The following is a 19536-nucleotide window of genomic DNA, read 5'->3' as shown; positions in this document are numbered from 1 at the left end:
AGGCTATGGCTATTATTCTGACTAGGGCATTACATGACTTCATTAAACCCGCAGCAAAACATTAAACCGCGTGTAGGCATATTTGTTGACGTACAAAATATTTATTACACGTGTAGAGAAAGCTATAGAAAAAACTTTGATTACAATGCTTTTTGGCGAGTTATGCAGGAGCAATATGAAATCGACTGTGCTTTTGCCTACGCTATTTATCGTGGAGATGAAAAGCAAAGTCAGTTTCAAAACATTTTGAGAGCGATTGGTTTTGAAGTAAAACTAAAGCCGTTTATTCAGCGCCGAGATGGCAGTGCTAAAGGCGACTGGGACGTAGGTATAACTATCGATATGCTAGAGCAAGGAAAGAACCTCGATAAGGTGATTTTACTCTCTGGCGACGGTGATTTTGCACTGTTACTTGGGCATTTAAAAAATGAATATAATGTGCCGTGTGATGTATACGGGGCAGACAAGTTAACCGCCGAAGTACTTAAACAAAGTGCAGAACAGTTTCATTTGATTGATGATAGTTTATTACTTTAAAGCTTTAAAAATAGAGGCTAAGTGCCTGCAACATGAGAGTTTTTAATACAGAGCCTATATAGTTCATTTAAACCTAATATAGGCTTTTTTTATTGGTGTAATCAATTGGGTTTGCTAGGTGGTTATGTTAATTTTAAGCGATAACGAGTAATTAAGGATTTACATGCTCAACTACAGTGATATGCCGCTTGATAGATGCTCCAATGTACGAAAAGACCCAACGTGGTTTAAAGGTCAGATGTCGTCGCAAAGCGTGTGGCTTTTGGTAAAAAACAACGAGACATTATTTATTAAAAATACGCCTCAAATAATGTTTTTACCGTACGAGCAGATTACACAGCTAAACTTAACCAATGCCCTGTTTTTAGGCTTAAACACCACAAAAAAGGGAGTATTTGCCCTCGATGTATCTGATATTGACGACACAACCCTTGCCCCCATAATAAGTGGCGCAGAGTTTATGGATATTCGTAAACAGGGGCCGCTTGTTGATATAAAAGAGGGGTCTATTGCTGCGCTTGCCCGTGGGCTATGTTATTGGCATGCAACTCATCGTTTTTGTGGGCGTTGTGGCAGTAAAAACCACTTAGTTGAAGCGGGGCATTCTCGTTTATGTGAAAACGAGCGCTGTAAACACCCCACGTTTCCTCGTACCGATCCTGCGGTAATCATGGTTGTAACTAAAACGTTTGCCGATGGTATTGAGCGTTGTTTGCTTGGCCGCCAAGCAGTTTGGCCTAAGGGAATGTATTCTTCATTAGCCGGCTTTGTAGACCCAGGTGAAACTTTAGAGCAAGCTGTTGCCCGTGAGGTAAAAGAAGAGGCAGGGGTTGAGGTTAATGACGTCACTTATGTAGCGTCTCAGCCTTGGCCATTTCCTTCATCTATTATGCTTGGCTTTTTTGCCAAGGCAACGTCTGAGCAAATTAACGTAGATAAAGACGAGCTTGACGATGCTAAGTGGTTTAGCCGTGAAGATTTGGCAAATTTTGGTAACTGGCATGACGAAGGCGAGCATTTAAAACTTCCTCGTACTGATTCTATTTCTCGCTATTTAATTGAACATTGGCGTACTAATCCATAAGGAATAACCATGTCGAGTAACAGTAATAAAAATACTCAGCTTGTGTCATCTGGACGCAAAAAAGCTTACACCCATGGTGTAGTAAACCCCGTAGTGCAGCGCGCATCAACGGTGGTATTTGATTCAGTTGCAGAACTTAAAGAAGCGGCAAAAAAACGTGGCGATAAAACCCTCTTTTATGGGCGTCGTGGCACGACCACACACTTTGCATTGCAAGAGGCTATTACCGAGTTAGAAGGCGGTGAAGGGTGCGCACTTTATCCATGTGGGGCTGCTGCAATTAGCCAAGCGTTATTGTCGTTTTTAAAAACGGGTGACCATATTTTAATGGTTGATAACGCGTATGAGCCTACTCGTGATTTTTGCGATAAAATTTTAGCAGGGCTTGGAATTACCACGACTTATTACCCGCCAACAATTGGTGCAGGCATAAAAGAGTATTTTAAGCCAAACACCAAGGTGCTATTTTTAGAATCTCCTGGCTCCATAACTATGGAAATTCAAGACGTACCAGCCATGGTAAACGTAGCCAAAGAACATAACGTAATGACCATGCTGGATAACACGTATGGAAACGGCCTTCATTACCGACCGTTAGAGCATGGTGTCGATATTAGTATTCAAGCGGCAACAAAGTACATTGTTGGTCATTCAGATGTAATGATGGGGGTTGCAGTGGCTAATAAAAAATATTGGCCAACGCTTCGTGAGCATTCTTACTTATTAGGGCAGTGTACAAGTGCTGACGATGCATATTTGGCACTGCGCGGTTTACGCACGATGAGTGTGCGTTTAAATCAGCATGAAAAGGCGGCGATAGAGGTGGCAAAATGGCTTGAGCAACATGAGTTAGTTGATCACATTCGCCATCCAGCCTTTGAAACCTGCCCAGGCCATGCGTTTTTTAAGCGTGACTTTGACGGCAGTAATGGCTTGTTTTCAATTGTTATGAAAACAGGGAATCAAAAAGCCATAGATGCATTTTTAGATAGCCTTCAGCATTTTAAGATGGGTTTTTCGTGGGGGGGCTTTGAAAGCTTGGTCACCGCCAATTTAACCATGAAAGGGCTGCGTTCAACCACCGGGTGGGATTTAGGACCGGTTATTAGATTGCATATTGGCCTTGAAGATATCGATGACTTAACAGCTGATTTAGCCCAAGCGCTTGAGGTATACAAGCAGCATTTATAATTACGCGCTAGTTACATTTAAATGGTTTGTTACAAAGCTCACTCTTCGTGGGCTTTTTTTTGCTGGTAATTCAAGGTGTTTACACTTAGTGTTGTTACATTAAGCTTTAATTTGCAGCATTAACAACGTCATTAAGGATAGTCAATGGCAACACCATTACCAATAAACGTAGGACGCTTAACCCAAATTGCGGGTTTTGATCTAGTGCGTATGTTTTTAACTAAACGTGGGCTTATAGCCCTTGCGGCATTTGCACTTGTTTGGTTAATTATTTTGCGCTACCCGATAGGGCTAGTGGGGGGCGTTGGCCGTGCATTGTCGATATTTTTAATTCTTATAGTTACATTTACACCGTTTGTGGCGTTAATGACTTTAATTAATACTTTTGCACGCTCGTCGCGATTATCAATTGTACTCGCTATTTTATACTTTACAGCAGGTGGTATTGTAGTCGGTTTATTACAGTGGCAAATACCGGTATTGAGCGTGCTTGATTATTTATTTCCGGGTGTACAAATAGAGCAACTTGCGGGGCAAAACCTGCCATTATTAAGTGCTTTGGTAATCCCACTTGTACAAACCGCAGTGCTACTTGCCGTGGCTCAACGTATTTTTGCAAGGAGCTCACTATGAGTACACTAATTACAGGGCGTAACTTGAGTAAGTCGTACGGCTCTAAACTTGCGCTTAACAATGTGAACTTTGAAATTGAGCAAGGTGCGCCCGTTGCACTTGTTGGTCCAAATGGTGCGGGTAAAACGACGTTATTTAGTTTGTTGTGCGGTTATATATCGCCAACCAAAGGTGAGCTTGAAATACTCGGGCATAAACCAGGCAGTGCTGCGTTATTTAATAAAGTCAGTGCTTTACCGCAGGATGCGCAGCTCGACCCGCGTTTTAATATAGACAAGCAACTTGCTTTTTATGCCAAATTACAAGGTATGAGCACCAAGCAAAGTCACACAGAAGCATTGCGCGTGCTTGATTTAGTTGGGCTGCGTGAAATTGCTAAAAACCGCGCAAGTGATTTATCGCATGGTATGCGCAAACGTGTAACCATAGCGCAGGCTCTTATTGGTTCGCCGCAAATTGTTATGCTAGATGAGGCAACTGCAGGACTTGATCCTATTCATGCCAGAGAAGTACGTGAGTTGGTGTCAACGTTGAGCTCTGAAGCAACCTTTATTTTAAGCTCGCACGATTTAACTGAGCTTGAGCGGTTATGTTCCCAAGTGCTGCATTTAGATAAAGGCGTATTGAGTGAGCATCAAACAAAAGTAAATCAAACCGACAAACACTTTTACACATTAATGCTAAACGAGATGTATGAAAACGTTGAGCAACAGTTACAGTTACTCAATGGTGTAAGCTCTGTTTATATGAGCCAACACAAAGAGTATGTTATTGAGTACAACCAATCTGAGCAGGCACTTGATATTGCACTATTACAGTTTTGCCACCAACATAATTGGCAATACAGGCAATTGGTTAATGGCCATACATTAGAAAATCAAATTTTTAAACAGGAGAAAGCATAATGGGTTTATTAAGCGGATTAATGGGTAACGCAAGCGAAGTTGATGATTCTGATTTAGAAAAAGTACTCGCTAATACATTAATTGAGGGTGAGCACGTCGAAAAAGCCTATAAAGTTATTCGCGATATGTTCATTTTTACAAACAAGCGCTTAATTTTAATTGATAAGCAAGGTGTAACTGGTTCTAAAATGGAAATGGTGAGTATTGCTTACTCTAAAATTACCAAGTTTAGCAAAGAGAGTGCAGGGCACTTTGATTTAGATGCAGAGCTTAAAATTTGGATTGGATCTGACCCAACGCCACTTACAAAAGAGTTTAAAGCGGGCGATAACATTAATGAAGTTTACAGAGTAATTAGCCAGCACGCTCTATAATTGTACAAATACTTTAAGTAGTTGTTGACTAAATGTAGCAACTACTTTAATTTTACAGTTTCTTACACCTCCTTACAATTAACTCAACAAATACAATAGTTTAATTAAGTTTTCATTCAGTTTCTCGGCGTTAGCATGTGCCCACTTTAGTAATTTAGCTAAAGCATAAAACGCAATGTACAAAGGGAAGTCTTACAATGAAAAAATTAGCAGTTATTATTTCAAGCATTTTATTATCTAGCACTGCGGCTGCTGCAGACAGCTATAACTCAATCAGTAACTTAAGTTACAAAGACAGCGACAACAACGATACCGTTGCTGTAGATTCTATTTATTACCTATCGGCTAAAAAAACATTAGGCCCGTACGACCAATTTGAATACATTAATAAACAAAGCAACATTTACGGCGCATACGCTGATGACGACTTTAGCGATACAACGTTAGTTGGTGGTGAGTACTTTATTAATGAGTTTGTTATTGGTGCGTCATACACAAACCTTGATGTTGGTAATCATAACGAAGCATATACAATTTCTGGCGGTTACTTTTTTAACCCAGATTTACTTGCAAAAGTGACGTTAGTTGAAAATAAAGATGGCGAAGACTTCGCTTTATTCGATTTAGCGTATAACCATATGCTAAACACTACCGATTACATTGGCGTAACGGTAACATCTGATGACGACTTTGATTACCGCGCCGTCGCAGCTAAATACTTTATTGATTTACAGCAAGGTAACTACCTAACGTTTGAAGGTAAATACGAAAGTATTGATGACGCTGAGAACCAATGGGTGGCAGAAACGAATTACTATTTTTCAAAAGCGACCTCTGTATTTGCAAGCTACGATAAACAAGATACGTACAGTTTTGGCGCTCAGCACTTTATTAACAAAAATATTGGTCTTAAAGTAGGTTACGAGAACAATGCTGATGATTCTGATAACGATGCGTACTTTGCTAATATGCGTTTTCAGTTTTAATTAAGCGTTTAATCGCATAAATTAAATCAGTTAAGTAACAAAAAGCCCACATTTGTGGGCTTTTTGTTGTGTGTAATAAACGTGTAATCCTACTTATCGTTATATTTTAAAGTGCAATTAGCTAGGCTCATCATTTTAGTGGCACTCGACTGGCTACCCATTGTATTTAAACTAAGATGGGCCATACTTAGGGTATTATTTTTTAATGTGAAAGGAATGTACGCATGTCGGTATTTATCATTTTACTGGTTGTAATAGTGGTTATTTTTGCTGTTAAAGATATTCGCCTAAACCTGATCAGTAGACCCACGTTTAAAATGTTTAAAAAAGTACTTCCACCGCTTTCGCAAACAGAGCGAGAAGCAATGGAAGCGGGTGATGTTTGGTGGGATGGAGAACTATTTAGTGGTAACCCTGATTGGAAAAAATTACACAGCTTTCCAAAGCCTGAATTAAGTGAAAAAGAAAATGCATTTATGGCTAATCAGGTAGAAACCTTAATGGCCATGCTTGATGATTACCAAATAGTGCAAAAAGATAAAGACTTGCCAAAAGAGGTATGGGAATACTTAAAAACAGAAGGTTTTTTTGCGCTGATCATTCCAGAAAAATTTGGAGGTCGAGAGTTTTCTGCCATTGCTAATTCGACCATAGTGTCAAAAATTTCAACAAAAAGTTTAACTGCGGCTGTGACTGTTATGGTGCCAAATAGTTTGGGGCCGGGTGAGTTATTGCTACATTATGGAACTAAAGAGCAACAAGACCGCTGGTTACCCACCCTTGCCAATGGCGAAGATGTACCATGTTTTGCACTTACCGGCCCTGAGGCGGGGTCTGATGCCGGTAGCATTCCAGATTCTGGCGTTGTATGCAAAGGGCAGCACAACGGCGAAGACGTAATTGGCCTGCGTTTAAACTGGTCAAAACGTTACATTACGCTTGCACCGGTGGCCACAGTATTAGGGCTTGCCTTTAAAATGTACGACCCAGATGGTTTACTAGGAGACGAAAAAGAGCTTGGTATCACGTGTGCGCTTATTCCAACCGATCATCCCGGTGTGAAAACAGGTGAGCGCCATTATCCACTGAACATGGCATTTATGAACGGTACAACCTATGGTGAGGACGTGTTCATCCCGCTTGATTGGATTATTGGGGGTCAAGAATGCGCAGGACGTGGTTGGCGCATGCTGGTGGAATGTTTAAGTGCAGGTCGAGGTATTTCGCTACCGGCGTTGAGTGCTGCAACCGGTCATTTAGCAGCTAAAATGACTTCAGCATATGCCATGGTACGCCAACAATTTGGTGTGTCTATTGGGCAATTTGAAGGCGTGCAAGAGGCCCTTGCACGCATTGGCGGTTTAACTTACACCCTAGAGTCATGCCGATTAATGACGGCAGGCGCAATAGATTTAAAACTCAGCCCTTCGGTTGTCACTGCAATTGCAAAATATCATATGACTGAGATGGGCCGTACTGTTATGAACGATGCAATGGATATTCATTCGGGCAAAGGTATTCAGGTTGGGCCTAACAACTATTTAGCACATGGTTATATGGGAATACCGGTTTCAATTACGGTAGAGGGCGCAAATATTTTAACCCGAAATTTAATGATATTTGGCCAAGGAGCTACCCGCTGTCATCCATTTGTTTTGAAAGAAATGGAAGCCGCTGCTCTTGAAGATGACGATGCTGCTCTGAATCAATTTGATGGTTTATTAATGAACCATATATTATTTGCAGTAAGTAATGCCAGCATGGCATTTATACATGGTTTAACACGTAGTTATTTTGCAAAAGCGCCAGTTGGTGGCGAAACTGCCATTTATTACAAGCATTTAAGTAGAATGAGCAGAAGCTTGGCTATTTGTACGGACGTGGCAATGTTAATGTTAGGAGGTGAGCTAAAACGTAAAGAGATGATATCAGCCCGATTAGGTGATGTATTGAGCCACTTGTATTTAGCCTCTACGGTTCTAAAGCGCTACGAAGACGAGGGCCGTCAACAAGCCGACTTACCTTTTGTTAAATATGCGATAGAAACATCATTATTTGAAATAGGCCAAGCGTTTGATGGCTTTTTTAAAAATTTCTCAAACCCAGTTATTAATTTTGTGCTTAAACGTATTGTATTTCCAATTGGTAATCATTATGAAAAACCGAGTGATGAAATTGCACAACGTATTTGTGAACATATGACTCAACCCGGTGTGTTTAGAAATCGTTTAACGCATTTGTGCTATGTAGATGAAAACGCGGGTACTGGAGTAATGGAAAGTGCATTTTTAGCTATGCACGATATGCAAGCCCAGTTTAAAGATTTAAAACAATGGCAGCGCAAAGGCAATATTCCTGCAACACTCGATATTGAGGGGGCAATTAATTTTGCATTAAATAATGACTTAGTAACGCAAACCGATGCTGATGCTATGCACCATGCCAATAAGCTACGCAAACAAGCAATAGCTGTTGATAATTTTCAGCAAGGTGAGTTGTAATCTCCGTTCGCTTAATTAAATGATCTACTTTAGCTCCGCAAAATGATTAAGTATTATTTCGGAGTTGGTATAACTAATTAATTATTGAGCAAATAAAAAGGCCTTACATGTGTAAGGCCTTTTTATTAATTACTTTAACGTGCGTATGGGTCGGCGACTATTTTATCGATATACCATTTACCTTTTTTACGTAGCATTTTTACGCTTCGCATATCATCTATTTTGTTACCGTTTAAATAACCAGTAAAAATAAGATTTATTTTAGCATTGTCGCCATATTGCTCGCGCACACTCATGTTGGTCATATCAACTTCAATAACAACCTCATCGTACTGCATGTTAACTAAGTTACGCGTAAATTGTTTGGCTGTACCGTACGACTTCATAATTCGCGTAAGGTTGGGTGTAGCCATGGTTGTTGCTTTTTGAAGATCTTGCTGATTGTACAAGGCGTCAAAGTAAGCTGTTGCGGTGTCGCCGGGTGAATCACCAAGTTTTTTCACATCATCACTACAGGCAACTAAAAACAAACACAGAATAAGGCTGACTAAATAGGTTATTTTTTTCATGTTAATTTTTGTTAGTTAGTTTTATTTAAGTGTGTGGTGAATTAGCTAATATGTAAAGACATGGAAGGTAAATAAAAAGATATTACAGAGTAAATAATAAAAAAGGATGCCTAGGCATCCTTTTAAAAAGTACTTAGTAATGCTTATTGAACAAGCTCTTGGTCACTAAACTCTTCATCAAAGAGTGGGCTTGATAAGTAACGTTCAGTAGCACTTGGCAAAATAACAACAATGTTTTTGTCAGCATTTTCTGGTTTTTCAGCAATTCGTTTTGCTGCTACTACTGCAGCACCTGAAGAAATACCTACTAGTATGCCTTCTTTTTTCATTAGCTCGTGTGCCATTGAAATCGCATCTTCGTTAGATACTTGCTCTGCAGCATCAATTAAGCTCAGATCTAGGTTGCCAGGAATAAATCCTGCACCAATACCTTGTATTTTGTGTGGCCCTGGCTTAACTTCTTCACCGGCAAGTGTTTGGCTGATTACCGGAGAGTTAGTTGGCTCAACAGCAATAGACTTAACGTTTAAACCTTTTTCTGTTTTAAGGTAACGACTAACACCTGTGATAGTTCCACCAGTACCTACACCCGCTACGAAGTAATCTACTTTGCCGTCAAGCGCGTCAAAAATTTCAGGACCTGTAGTCTCAAAGTGTATTTTTGGGTTTGCTGGGTTTTCGAACTGCTGTAGCAAAATGTATTTTTCTGGGTCTGTTGCTTGAATTTCTTTTGCTTTTTGTATTGCACCATTCATGCCTTTAGCACCGTCTGTAAGTACAAGGTTAGCACCCAGTGCTTTAAGTAGTTTACGGCGTTCTAAACTCATTGTATTGGGCATTGTAAGCGTTAGTTTATAACCACGTGCTGCGGCAACGAAAGCCAGTGCAATACCTGTGTTACCAGATGTAGGCTCGATAAGTTCTTTACCTTCAGTTAGCTGACCTGCTTTTTCAGCCTCCCAAATCATCGATGCACCAATACGGCATTTTATACTAAAGCTTGGGTTACGCGCTTCCACTTTAGCGAATACATTCCCACCTGTAACACGTTTAAGTTTTACCAGCGGTGTATTACCGATACTTAGTGAGTTATCTTCAAAAATAGTAGACATAATGTTCCTTTGGATACAATCTGATCAACGTGCTAATAGCCTTTGCTACTAACTATATGTTGACACTTTACTGAGAGTTTAAAAAAATAAAAGTAAAGTTTGGCTATAAGATATATCGATTGAGCTTATAACTAAGTGAAATAAAAATCTATATTAGCAGTGCCTTTTGTTATTAGGTGCGCATATTAAGTTTAATGATAAGACGCTTTTATTAGTCATGGCGATTTTTTACTCATAAATAAACTAAAGAAAAGTGTAAATACTAAAAGCGTAGCCTTTATATACCAACACAGTCATACGCAATTTTTTACGCGCTTTTAATTGGCTTAATAGGTACAGGCTGTATGCACTAACAACCAATAAATTGAATGAATTTGGCGTTCGATAATCTACTGAGCGCAGATGTACTTTTATATTGATGATTATTTATGCAAATAAACCTTAGTTCAGCGGTTTTATGACACAAGCTAATCAAAACATGATAAAAACGTTTATCTAATAATAATTGAGTAATAAAAATGAAGTTAATCTTAAAGTTAATTGCCGGTATTGTGGCTGGTATATTGGTGGGCTTTTACGTGCCTTTAACAGGTGTTGAACTCTTATTCACGGTTAAAGAGTTAATTGGTCAAATTATTTCCTTCACTATTCCTCTTATTATTTTATTTTTTATAGCTTCGGGTATTGCCGGGCTTCCTAAAGGGTCTGGCCACTTACTTGGTAAAACGGTTGGATTTGCTTATAGCTCTACCGTTATTGCCGGCACGCTTGCCTTTTTGTTAGTCAGTGCTGTTATTCCATTTTTAAGTGGCGGTATTACGTTCGAAGCCGAAGTGGCCACCGAGATAGGCAGTTTTATTGATATAGAAATCCCACCACTAATGGGTGTGATGACTGCGCTTGCGACGGCTTTTATATTTGGCATTGGTATGAGCCAGCTTGAATTAGACACACTTAAAAAGGTATCAGATCAGGGACGTGATGTAATAGATGCCTTATTGTCAAAAGTGATTATTCCTGCATTACCATTTTATATTGCAGGTGTGTTTGCTGAAATGACTGTAGCGGGCACAGTGATTGATACGCTGCAAACATTTGGAGTGGTATTAATTGCGGCTCTTGTTATGCACTGGTTATGGTTAAGCGTTTTATATATTGCTACGGGAATTTTGTTAAAGCGTAATCCACTTGAGCTAGTTAAAAATATGTTACCTGCTTACTTTACTGCATTAGGTACTATGTCGAGCGCGGCAACAATCCCAGTATCTCTGCAATCAAGTAAAGCAAATAATGTAAAAGAAGATGTTGCAAACTTTACAGTACCTTTATGTGCCACCATTCATTTGTCGGGTTCAACTATTACCATTGTTACGTGTGCTATGGCTGTTATGTTTTTATCGCCAGGTATGGAAGTTCCATCGTTAATGGGTATGTTGCCATTTATTTTCATGTTAGGTGTTGTGATGATAGCTGCTCCAGGCGCACCGGGGGGCGCGGTAATGTCGGCTCTTGGCCTTTTAACCAGCATGCTTGGATTTAATGAAGGGGCAGTAGCGCTAATGATTGCATTGTACTTAGCACAAGATAGCTTTGGTACAGCATGTAATGTAACAGGCGATGGCATTATTGCACTGTGGGTTGACCGTTTTAGTGAAAAATCAGCGTCTTAAAGTGCTGGGCACATTGACTCCAGTAGTTATAACTTTAGTTAATGTGCCAAAATGAGAGCGATAATATTAGTTATTGTTTCGCTTTAACTGTGTTAATGTGACAAATTGAATTATTTAGACGCGTATTGTTGAGTTAATGAGGGTATTGCATTGATTAATGTACTTTTAGTTGATGATCATGAACTAGTACGAACCGGGATCAGGCGCATTTTAGATGATGTGCGTGGGTTTAAAGTTGTAGGTGAAGCAAAAGACGGTGAGGCAGCCGTTCAGTTTTGTCGACAGCACACACCTAACATCGTACTTATGGATATGAATATGCCTGGCATGGGTGGATTGGAGGCAACTAAAAAGATTTGTCGCTATTGCCCTGATGTAAAAATTATTGTTCTTACCGTTAATTGCGAAGATCCATTTCCGTCTAAAGTAATGCAAATTGGTGCACATGGTTTTCTTACCAAAGGAGCCGGCTCTGATGAAATGGTTCGTGCCATTCGTTCAGTCCATGCAGGTCAGCGCTACATAGCGCCTGAAATTGCACAACAAATAGCACTTACGCAGGTTACTGGTCGCACAGACGAAAATCCGTTCCAGAGTTTATCCGAGCGCGAACTTCAAATAATGCTTATGATCACCAAAGGTGAAAAAGCACAAGATATTGCAGAACGCTTAAATCTAAGCTCTAAAACAGTTAATAGCTATCGTTACCGTATGTTTGAAAAATTAAACGTAGGTGGCGACGTTGAACTTACACATTTAGCTATTCGTCATAAGATGATTGACATAGACATTTCGTACTAATCTTTTTATATGTCTGAATTTGATCACGTACACTTTTTAAAAACGCTATCAAGCGAGCCTGGTGTATACCGCATGCTTGATAGTGACAACCAAGTTATTTATGTTGGCAAGGCTAAACAACTAAAAAAACGCGTAAGCAGTTACTTTAGATCCAACATCACTGATAGCAAAACCCGTGTTTTAGTCAGTAACATCAGTGATATTGAAGTTACACTGACTAATACCGAAACCGAAGCGCTACTGCTCGAAAATAACCTCATAAAAAAATATCAACCTCGTTACAATATTCTATTGCGAGACGATAAGTCGTACCCTTACATTTTATTAACACACCACAAACATCCTCGTTTAGCGTTTCATAGGGGTAGCCGCAAGATAAAAGGCGAGTACTTTGGTCCATTTCCGAGTGCAGGTGCTGTTTCGGAAAGTTTGCGCTTAATGCAAAAGATATTTCCAGTTCGCCAGTGTGAAGATGCCTATTATCGCGCCCGAAGCCGCCCTTGTTTGCAGTATCAGCTCAAGCGATGTTCTGCACCGTGTGTCAATAAAGTTACCGAAGATGATTACAGCGAACAAGTTGATTATGTCCGTAAATTTTTAACGGGTAAATCGGATGAAGTGATTGCTGAGCTAATAAAAAAAATGGAAGCGGCTAGCATGGAGCTCAATTTTGAGCTTGCAGCAAAAGTACGTGACCAAATAATGCTACTACGTAAAATGCAGGAGCAGCAGTCTATTTCAGGTAATTTTGCAGAAATGGATGTGGTGGGCTTCGCGCATTTAAATGGGTTAAACGGCATACATTTACTCATGATCCGCGATCACAAAGTATTAGGCAGTAAAACGTATTTTCCTAAAGTACCGAAAGATTCAAGCGAGCAAGAGATTTTAACCTCATTTTTAGGGCAGTATTATTTAGCGCCAGGTGCAACAGGGCGTATTGCTAAAGAAATTATACTTCCGTTTGAAATAGAAGAAAGTAGCGCGCTAAGCGAAGCACTTACGCAAATCAGTGATCGCAAAGTGGCGCTTAAAGTGGTTACGCGTGGAGAGCGGGCGCAATATCTTCAACTAGCAAATAAAAATGCGTTAAACAGTATTGCTGTCAAACAAAGTACACAAGACTCTATTAATAAACGCTATGCCCAATTAAAAGCAACATTACGTTTAGATGATATAGCACGGATGGAATGTTTTGATATCAGTCATACCATGGGAGAAAACACGGTAGCAAGTTGTGTTGTGTTCGATTCGCAAGGACCAAATACAAAAGAATACAGGCGCTACAATGTAACCGGCATAACTGGTGGTGATGATTATGCAGCCATGGAGTTTGCTTTAAATAAACGTTACAACAAACTCGTTGATGAAGACAAAATTCCCGATGTTATATTTATAGATGGTGGTAAAGGACAGTTAGGACGGGCAGAGCAATATTTTGCTAATTGGTCTCATACTAAAATGCCTCTTTTAGTAGGGGTTGCAAAAGGCACAAGTCGTAAACCTGGTCTTGAAACCTTACTTATAGATGGAGGGCGTAAAACAATCCCGATGGATTCTGATGCACCTGCACTTCATCTTATTCAACATATCCGTGATGAGTCTCACCGTTTTGCAATAGCAGGGCATCGAAATAAGCGTCAAAAACAACGCACACAATCCTTGCTAGAAGAAATAAATGGAGTAGGTTCTAAGCGTCGCCAAACATTATTAAAATATTTAGGGGGCATGCAGGGGGTAAAAGCTGCTAATATAGAACAATTAAAGAAAGTTCCCGGGATCAGCCCTGACATGGCTGAGAAGATATTTAACCATTTACATGACAAGGGCTAGCCCTTCATGCGAATATAAAAGAAAAGACATATCCAAGTAGTTATGTGGAATATTCCAAACACACTCACAACATTTAGACTTTTTCTTATCCCCATTTTCTTGGTGATATTTTATTTGCCTTATAGCTGGGCTTTTTTTGCTGCCGCTTTTATTTTTTGGCTAGCATCAATTACCGACATACTTGACGGTTACCTTGCAAGAAAACTAGAACAATCAACACCATTTGGCGCTTTTTTAGATCCTGTTGCTGACAAAGTAATGGTGTGTGCGGCACTTGTTGCTCTCTCAGATCAATATCAGTCAATGTACATGACTATTCCTGCACTTATTATTATTAGTCGTGAAATTGTTATATCAGCATTAAGAGAATGGATGGCTGAGCAGGGCAAGCGTGGCAACGTGGCTGTATCAAATATGGGTAAAATAAAAACTGCTGCGCAAATGTTAGCCATCATTGGATTGATTTGGCAATATGATACATGGATGAATTATTTAAGTTTTGGACTACTCTATATAGCAACGTTTTTGACCTTGAGTTCTATGCTGCAATATTTGAACGCAGCATGGAGTGAATTGACCAAAAATTAACTGTAAATGTATAATAACGCACCGTTTTAGATAAAAAACAAGCAAACAGTTCAAAACTAGCATTTTTTGTATTGACGCGTTTAATAATCTCTGTAGAATGCGTCCGTGTTGAGAGGGCATAGCCCCCAAGATAACGAAATGCGGCACTAGCTCAGTTGGTAGAGCGCGACCTTGCCAAGGTCGAGGTCACGAGTTCGAGCCTCGTGTGCCGCTCCACGTTATCTAAGGTTGTACCCCAGTACTGGGGCGGAATGGCAGAGTGGCCATGCACCGGATTGCAAATCCGTTTACCCCGGTTCGACTCCGGGTTCCGCCTCCAATCAACGCTCCACATGCTTTAAATAGCAAACTCGATGCCCGAGTGGTGGAATTGGTAGACACAAGGGATTTAAAATCCCTCGCTCTTAGAGTGTGCCGGTTCAAGTCCGGCCTCGGGCACCACTTTGTGGTTTAGTTATATGCACCAACATATACCTTTTAAAAAGAAACTTTAGAATTAATATGATGCGGCACTAGCTCAGTTGGTAGAGCGCGACCTTGCCAAGGTCGAGGTCACGAGTTCGAGCCTCGTGTGCCGCTCCAAATTATTTGGAAGGTTAAGGCGGAATGGCAGAGTGGCCATGCACCGGATTGCAAATCCGTTTACCCCGGTTCGACTCCGGGTTCCGCCTCCACATAATTTACTCCACACGCTTTAATTAGCAAACTCGATGCCCGAGTGGTGGAATTGGTAGACACAAGGGATTTAAAATCCCTCGACTAACAAGTCGTGCCGGTTCAAGTCCGGCCTCGGGCACCATCTTTACTAAAAACTAAATTAAATAGTCTTAATTTAAAGCCACCCCTCACTTTAAAACACCTAAAGTTTGCTAGTTTAAGTTCCCACATTTTATTTTTAACACCAACTTACCTCTAATATATTTTTTACTGTGACTGAAAAAAATAAGAACGATAATGATTTAATTACTATTGGCAATTACACCTGCATCTACACTTAAGTAAATCAGATATTTTTAACGGTGTGCGCGAAAAATTTGCCCTATCTAAATGATGAAGTAACATTGGGATCTGATGTTAATGAATATGAATATATGTAAGGCGTGTCTAAGGTAAATTTTAAAGTCGATGTGTAAGCGACCCATCAGGGCCACTTACAAAAGATGAACTGTTATTGCAGTTTACTTTGGGCTTTGTAAAACGGGTATTCACTTAGTAAGCCCTGTATAAGCGCAACGCACATTAAAATTAGTATTATTGAAAACGGTAGGGCAGTTGTAACGACTCCTGATTGAAGTGCTTCTAATGCTTGCGAGCCTCCAACCCAAAGTAATACTGCTGCTATCATACCTTCTACAGTTGCCCAAAATATACGTTGTGGCACTGGTGCATCTATTTTACCGCCAGCAGTTATACCGTCTATTACAAGCGATCCCGAGTCAGATGAAGTAATAAAAAAGACTAAAACCAAAGCGATAGAAATAATAGAGATAAAGCTAGAAAACGGAAGCTGTTCGTAAACTTGAAATAAAGTAACTGAAATATCAGTTAAACCATTTTGACCAAGTGGCCCAACTTTCTCTATAACTTGTGTAATTGCCATATTACCAAATACACCCATCCATACTAAGCTAAGCAGAGTTGGTAGGCCTATTACAACAAGTAAGAATTCTCGTACAGTTCGCCCTTTAGAAACCCTAGCTATAAACATTCCTACAAATGGTGACCAAGATATCCACCACGCCCAATAAAATACAGTCCAAGAATGCATCCAGTCTTCATCGGGTCTATTAAAAGGATTACTCAATGGCACAAAGTGTTCTGCGTATGCTTTAAGGGTAAACCACACGGCAGGAATTGAATCAGAGACTGTAAGTACGATAACAGCTAACAATAAAATAAACGCGCAGATTAAATTAACATTGCTTAGTACTTTTACACCGCCTTCAATACCTCTAATAACAGAAAAAATAGCAATACAAGTTACTAATCCAATAACTGATATTTGAAAAGCTGTGCCGAAATCTGTACCTAATAGGTAATTTATTCCACTGGTTGCTTGTTGTGCACCAAGCCCTAACGATGTAGCTAAACCAAATAAGGTAGACAGTACCGCAAGTATATCTATGATATGTCCAAGCCAACCCCAAGCACGATCACCAAATAAAGGGTAAAAAACAGAACGTATAGATAAAGGAAGACCTTTGTTGAATGCAACAAAAGCCAGACTTAGCCCAACCACGGCGTAAATCGCCCATCCGTGTAAGCCCCAGTGGTACATAGTTGCACCTAAAGCTAATGAATGTGCTTGTGCTGAATTTGCCTCAACTCCCATGGGCATATGATACCAACCGGTATAATAGGCTGTTGGCTCTGCAACTCCCCAAAATAGTAAGCCAATTCCCATTCCTGCTGCAAAGAGCATGGAAAGCCACGACATGTAACCATGTTCTGGACGAGCTTTTATACCTCCTAAACGAATTTTACCTAAAGGGGAAAATGCTAAAACACCGCAAAAAATCACAAAGGCGTTGGCTAATAGCATAAAGTAACTATCGAATTGATTAATAATAGCGTCTTTAGTTGAAGTTAGTGCATCACGGGTAAGTGTGGGGTCAAAAACTAAGGTAAGTATTACAAATAAAACAACTAAAAATGCGCTTATTCCAAATACAGGGTTATGGATGTCGAACCCCCATTTTTGCACATTATCTTGTCCAACTTGATAATCAGTCGTGTCGATACTGTACTTTTTTGTTACGTCATCCATTAGGTCTCCTTTTTTTACAGATAACTTTTTAATGCATTCCTATACGTCAATAAATATAAAGTAGTAGTAAAAATAAATCTAAAAAAGCGAGCTGGAGCTCGCGATTTAATTTTTATTTCCAGGCCAGAGGGTCGACCTCTTTATTTAGCTTTGGGTGTTTGCTCTTATCAAATGTAGGAGTTAGGCCTCTTTTGCGTTGTTCGTTGTAATCTTTTGAAAGCCATATCACAACACCTGACAACATAAAAAGTGCAATAACATTAACAATAGCCATTAAACCCATTGATATATCGGCTAATGTCCAAATTAACCCAAGCTCACCTACTGCCCCGAACATAACCATTCCTAAAACAATCAAGCGAAATATAAACATTCCTTTCTTAGAGTTGTGTTCTAAAAACATAAGATTGGTTTCTGCATAAGAGTAATTCGCAACGATAGATGTGAAAGCAAAAAATAAAATTGCGATAGCAATAAAGTAGGTGCCCCAACTTCCAACATGCTCTGTTAATGCGGCCTGAGTAAGTTCTATACCCAACACTCCTGACTCAGGTATTAATTGTTGAGATAATAAAATAAGTGCAGCAGTCGCAGTACAAATTACAATTGTATCAATAAAAACCCCAAGCATTTGCACATACCCCTGTGATGCTGGGTGAGGGGGATAAGGGGTTGCAGTTGCTGCAGCATTAGCAGCACTACCCATACCCGCTTCATTAGAAAACAATCCCCGTTTAATTCCTTGGATCATGGCTTGTATTACACCATAACCTATTGCGCCAGCACCGGCTTGTTCTATTCCAAAAGCACTATCTATTACCAGCATAAATACATCAGGAAGTGCGCTTAAGTTAACAGCACAAACATAAAGCGCAACACACAAATAGGCTAGAGCCATAAAAGGAACAACCATTTCAGCAAATCGAGAAATTGTTTTAAGGCCGCCAAAAATTATGATCCCAGAGCCAATAACTAAACAAAGACCCACAATATATTTTGGAATATCAAATGCTACTTCAAAAGCGGCTGCAATAGAGTTTGATTGCACAGCATTAAATACCAGACCAAAAGCTAAAATTAAACACAGTGAGAACAAAACTCCCATCCAACGCTTACCTAAGCCGGTTTGCATATAGTACGCAGGACCACCTCTAAAATTACCATCACTATCTTTAGTCTTGTATGCCTGAGCAAGTGTACTTTCAGCAAAACTTGTTGCCATACCAATCAAAGCAATTAACCACATCCAAAAAATAGCACCTGGGCCACCAAGGTATAATGCAACAGCGACACCTGCCATATTGCCAGTGCCCACTCGGGCTGCTAGTGAAGTACAAAAAGCCTGAAATGAAGAGATCTCGTTATTACCGCACTTTCGAGAGCCAAACATAACCTTGAACATATGTGGAAATTGTACGAATTGAATAAAACCCAATTTAAAGGTAAAGAATAAACCCGCTGCTATTAATAAGTATACGAGAACGTGACCCCATAAAAGGCCACTAATACTATTTATTATATCTGCCATAACTACTACCTAAAGACATGTGTTAAAAAAGTGACCGCAACTTACCATAGGAATGACCAAGTGTTTAGGATAAACGGCCATAAAAGTAGAGTTATCAACAGTGGGTTGTGGGTAACTTGTGTTTAGGGTGTGCGCTTGCTTGGGGTGTAATTTAAATAAGTTTTTTAGTAAAAAAAGGCTTGCGTTAAATTCGCGGCTCCCTATAATGCGACCCCACTGAGACGGCAGAGCAGGCAACGCTTAGCGAGGCAAGCAAACCACTTAGTGAGTCGAGTGAAACTTAGGTTTAGATTTTTATAAAGTTTAAAATTAAGTGTTGACAAAAACACAGGAAAGCGTAAGATTCGCTTCCCTTGAGTCGCTAAGGCAACTCAAACGTTCTTTAACAATATAAAGCAATCATCTGTGTGGGCACTCGTACAGATTGAGTTCTAACAGCCAAACTACTTCGCTCTTT

16 protein-coding genes and 6 tRNA genes are annotated in these 19536 nt (G+C 39.9%); 18 read left to right on the top strand and 4 right to left on the bottom strand.

Annotated features, from left to right (window positions below):
• Window positions 1-33: 33 nt before the first annotated feature.
• The 8 genes from ATS71_RS15440 (at window position 34) to ATS71_RS15405 (ending at window position 8211) form a co-directional block, all read left to right on the top strand.
• Window positions 34-537 (top strand): LabA-like NYN domain-containing protein, encoded by a 504-nt coding sequence (locus ATS71_RS15440; protein WP_058405623.1) that lies wholly within the window; start codon window positions 34-36, stop codon window positions 535-537.
• A gap of 163 nt (window positions 538-700) precedes the next feature.
• Window positions 701-1621, top strand: coding sequence for an NAD(+) diphosphatase (nudC, locus tag ATS71_RS15435; protein WP_058405622.1), 921 nt, complete (start codon window positions 701-703; stop codon window positions 1619-1621).
• A gap of 9 nt (window positions 1622-1630) precedes the next feature.
• On the top strand, window positions 1631-2812 hold the full coding sequence (locus ATS71_RS15430) for a cystathionine beta-lyase (protein ID WP_058405621.1): 1182 nt from the start codon (window positions 1631-1633) through the stop codon (window positions 2810-2812).
• A 144-nt stretch (window positions 2813-2956) separates the two neighbouring features.
• Window positions 2957-3445, top strand: coding sequence for a hypothetical protein (locus tag ATS71_RS15425; protein WP_058405620.1), 489 nt, complete (start codon window positions 2957-2959; stop codon window positions 3443-3445).
• Window positions 3442-4350, top strand: coding sequence for an ABC transporter ATP-binding protein (locus ATS71_RS15420; protein ID WP_058405619.1), 909 nt, complete (start codon window positions 3442-3444; stop codon window positions 4348-4350). Before ATS71_RS15425 ends, ATS71_RS15420 begins: the two co-directional genes overlap by 4 nt.
• Window positions 4350-4724 carry a PH domain-containing protein gene (locus tag ATS71_RS15415; protein ID WP_006794021.1) on the top strand — a complete coding sequence of 125 codons (375 nt, stop codon included), beginning with the start codon at window positions 4350-4352 and terminating at the stop codon, window positions 4722-4724. Before ATS71_RS15420 ends, ATS71_RS15415 begins: the two co-directional genes overlap by 1 nt.
• A 197-nt stretch (window positions 4725-4921) precedes the next feature.
• On the top strand, window positions 4922-5710 hold the full coding sequence (locus tag ATS71_RS15410) for a putative porin (RefSeq protein WP_058405618.1): 789 nt from the start codon (window positions 4922-4924) through the stop codon (window positions 5708-5710).
• Between the two features lie 224 nt (window positions 5711-5934).
• Window positions 5935-8211: an acyl-CoA dehydrogenase gene (locus tag ATS71_RS15405; protein WP_058405617.1), complete on the top strand. Its 2277-nt coding sequence runs from the start codon at window positions 5935-5937 to the stop codon at window positions 8209-8211.
• Window positions 8212-8345: 134 nt separating this feature from the next.
• Here ATS71_RS15405 and ATS71_RS15400 read toward each other — a convergent pair whose 3' ends face one another.
• Entirely contained in the window at window positions 8346-8780 is a 435-nt protein-coding gene (locus ATS71_RS15400) for a hypothetical protein (protein WP_058405616.1), read from the bottom strand.
• A 143-nt stretch (window positions 8781-8923) separates the two neighbouring features.
• On the bottom strand, window positions 8924-9892 hold the full coding sequence (cysK, locus tag ATS71_RS15395; protein WP_058405615.1) for a cysteine synthase A: 969 nt from the start codon (window positions 9890-9892) through the stop codon (window positions 8924-8926).
• A gap of 518 nt (window positions 9893-10410) precedes the next feature.
• Here cysK and ATS71_RS15390 point away from each other — a divergent pair.
• From ATS71_RS15390 to ATS71_RS15345, 10 genes are all read left to right on the top strand, one after another.
• A complete protein-coding gene (locus ATS71_RS15390; protein WP_058405614.1) occupies window positions 10411-11562 on the top strand; it encodes a dicarboxylate/amino acid:cation symporter in 1152 nt (383 codons plus the stop codon).
• 150 nt (window positions 11563-11712) lie between these two features.
• Entirely contained in the window at window positions 11713-12363 is a 651-nt protein-coding gene (gene uvrY, locus ATS71_RS15385; RefSeq protein ID WP_058405613.1) for a UvrY/SirA/GacA family response regulator transcription factor, read from the top strand.
• Between the two features lie 9 nt (window positions 12364-12372).
• Window positions 12373-14196: an excinuclease ABC subunit UvrC gene (uvrC, locus tag ATS71_RS15380; protein ID WP_058405612.1), complete on the top strand. Its 1824-nt coding sequence runs from the start codon at window positions 12373-12375 to the stop codon at window positions 14194-14196.
• A 42-nt stretch (window positions 14197-14238) separates the two neighbouring features.
• Window positions 14239-14784, top strand: coding sequence for a CDP-diacylglycerol--glycerol-3-phosphate 3-phosphatidyltransferase (gene pgsA, locus ATS71_RS15375; protein ID WP_006794013.1), 546 nt, complete (start codon window positions 14239-14241; stop codon window positions 14782-14784).
• A 140-nt stretch (window positions 14785-14924) separates the two neighbouring features.
• Window positions 14925-15000, top strand: a tRNA-Gly gene (locus tag ATS71_RS15370).
• 29 nt (window positions 15001-15029) lie between these two features.
• Window positions 15030-15103: transfer RNA gene (locus ATS71_RS15365), tRNA-Cys, on the top strand.
• Window positions 15104-15139: 36 nt separating this feature from the next.
• Window positions 15140-15225: transfer RNA gene (locus ATS71_RS15360), tRNA-Leu, on the top strand.
• 65 nt (window positions 15226-15290) lie between these two features.
• Window positions 15291-15366: transfer RNA gene (locus ATS71_RS15355), tRNA-Gly, on the top strand.
• An 18-nt stretch (window positions 15367-15384) separates the two neighbouring features.
• Window positions 15385-15458, top strand: a tRNA-Cys gene (locus ATS71_RS15350).
• A gap of 38 nt (window positions 15459-15496) precedes the next feature.
• Window positions 15497-15583 (top strand) — tRNA-Leu (locus ATS71_RS15345).
• 369 nt (window positions 15584-15952) lie between these two features.
• Here the strand turns inward: ATS71_RS15345 and ATS71_RS15340 are convergent.
• Both ATS71_RS15340 and ATS71_RS15335 read right to left on the bottom strand, forming a co-directional pair.
• The gene (locus ATS71_RS15340) at window positions 15953-17551 is read right to left on the bottom strand and encodes a BCCT family transporter (protein ID WP_058405611.1); all 1599 of its coding nucleotides are present in this window, start codon (window positions 17549-17551) and stop codon (window positions 15953-15955) included.
• A 112-nt stretch (window positions 17552-17663) separates the two neighbouring features.
• Window positions 17664-19079 carry an alanine/glycine:cation symporter family protein gene (locus ATS71_RS15335; protein WP_058405610.1) on the bottom strand — a complete coding sequence of 472 codons (1416 nt, stop codon included), beginning with the start codon at window positions 19077-19079 and terminating at the stop codon, window positions 17664-17666.
• Window positions 19080-19536: the final 457 nt, after the last annotated feature.

The sequence above is a fragment of the Pseudoalteromonas sp. H71 genome (genome assembly GCF_001468485.1).
GTDB lineage: Bacteria > Pseudomonadota > Gammaproteobacteria > Enterobacterales > Alteromonadaceae > Pseudoalteromonas.
The sequence above is the reverse complement of the archived record's forward strand: the minus strand, read 5'-3'. Positions and strand labels throughout refer to the sequence as shown.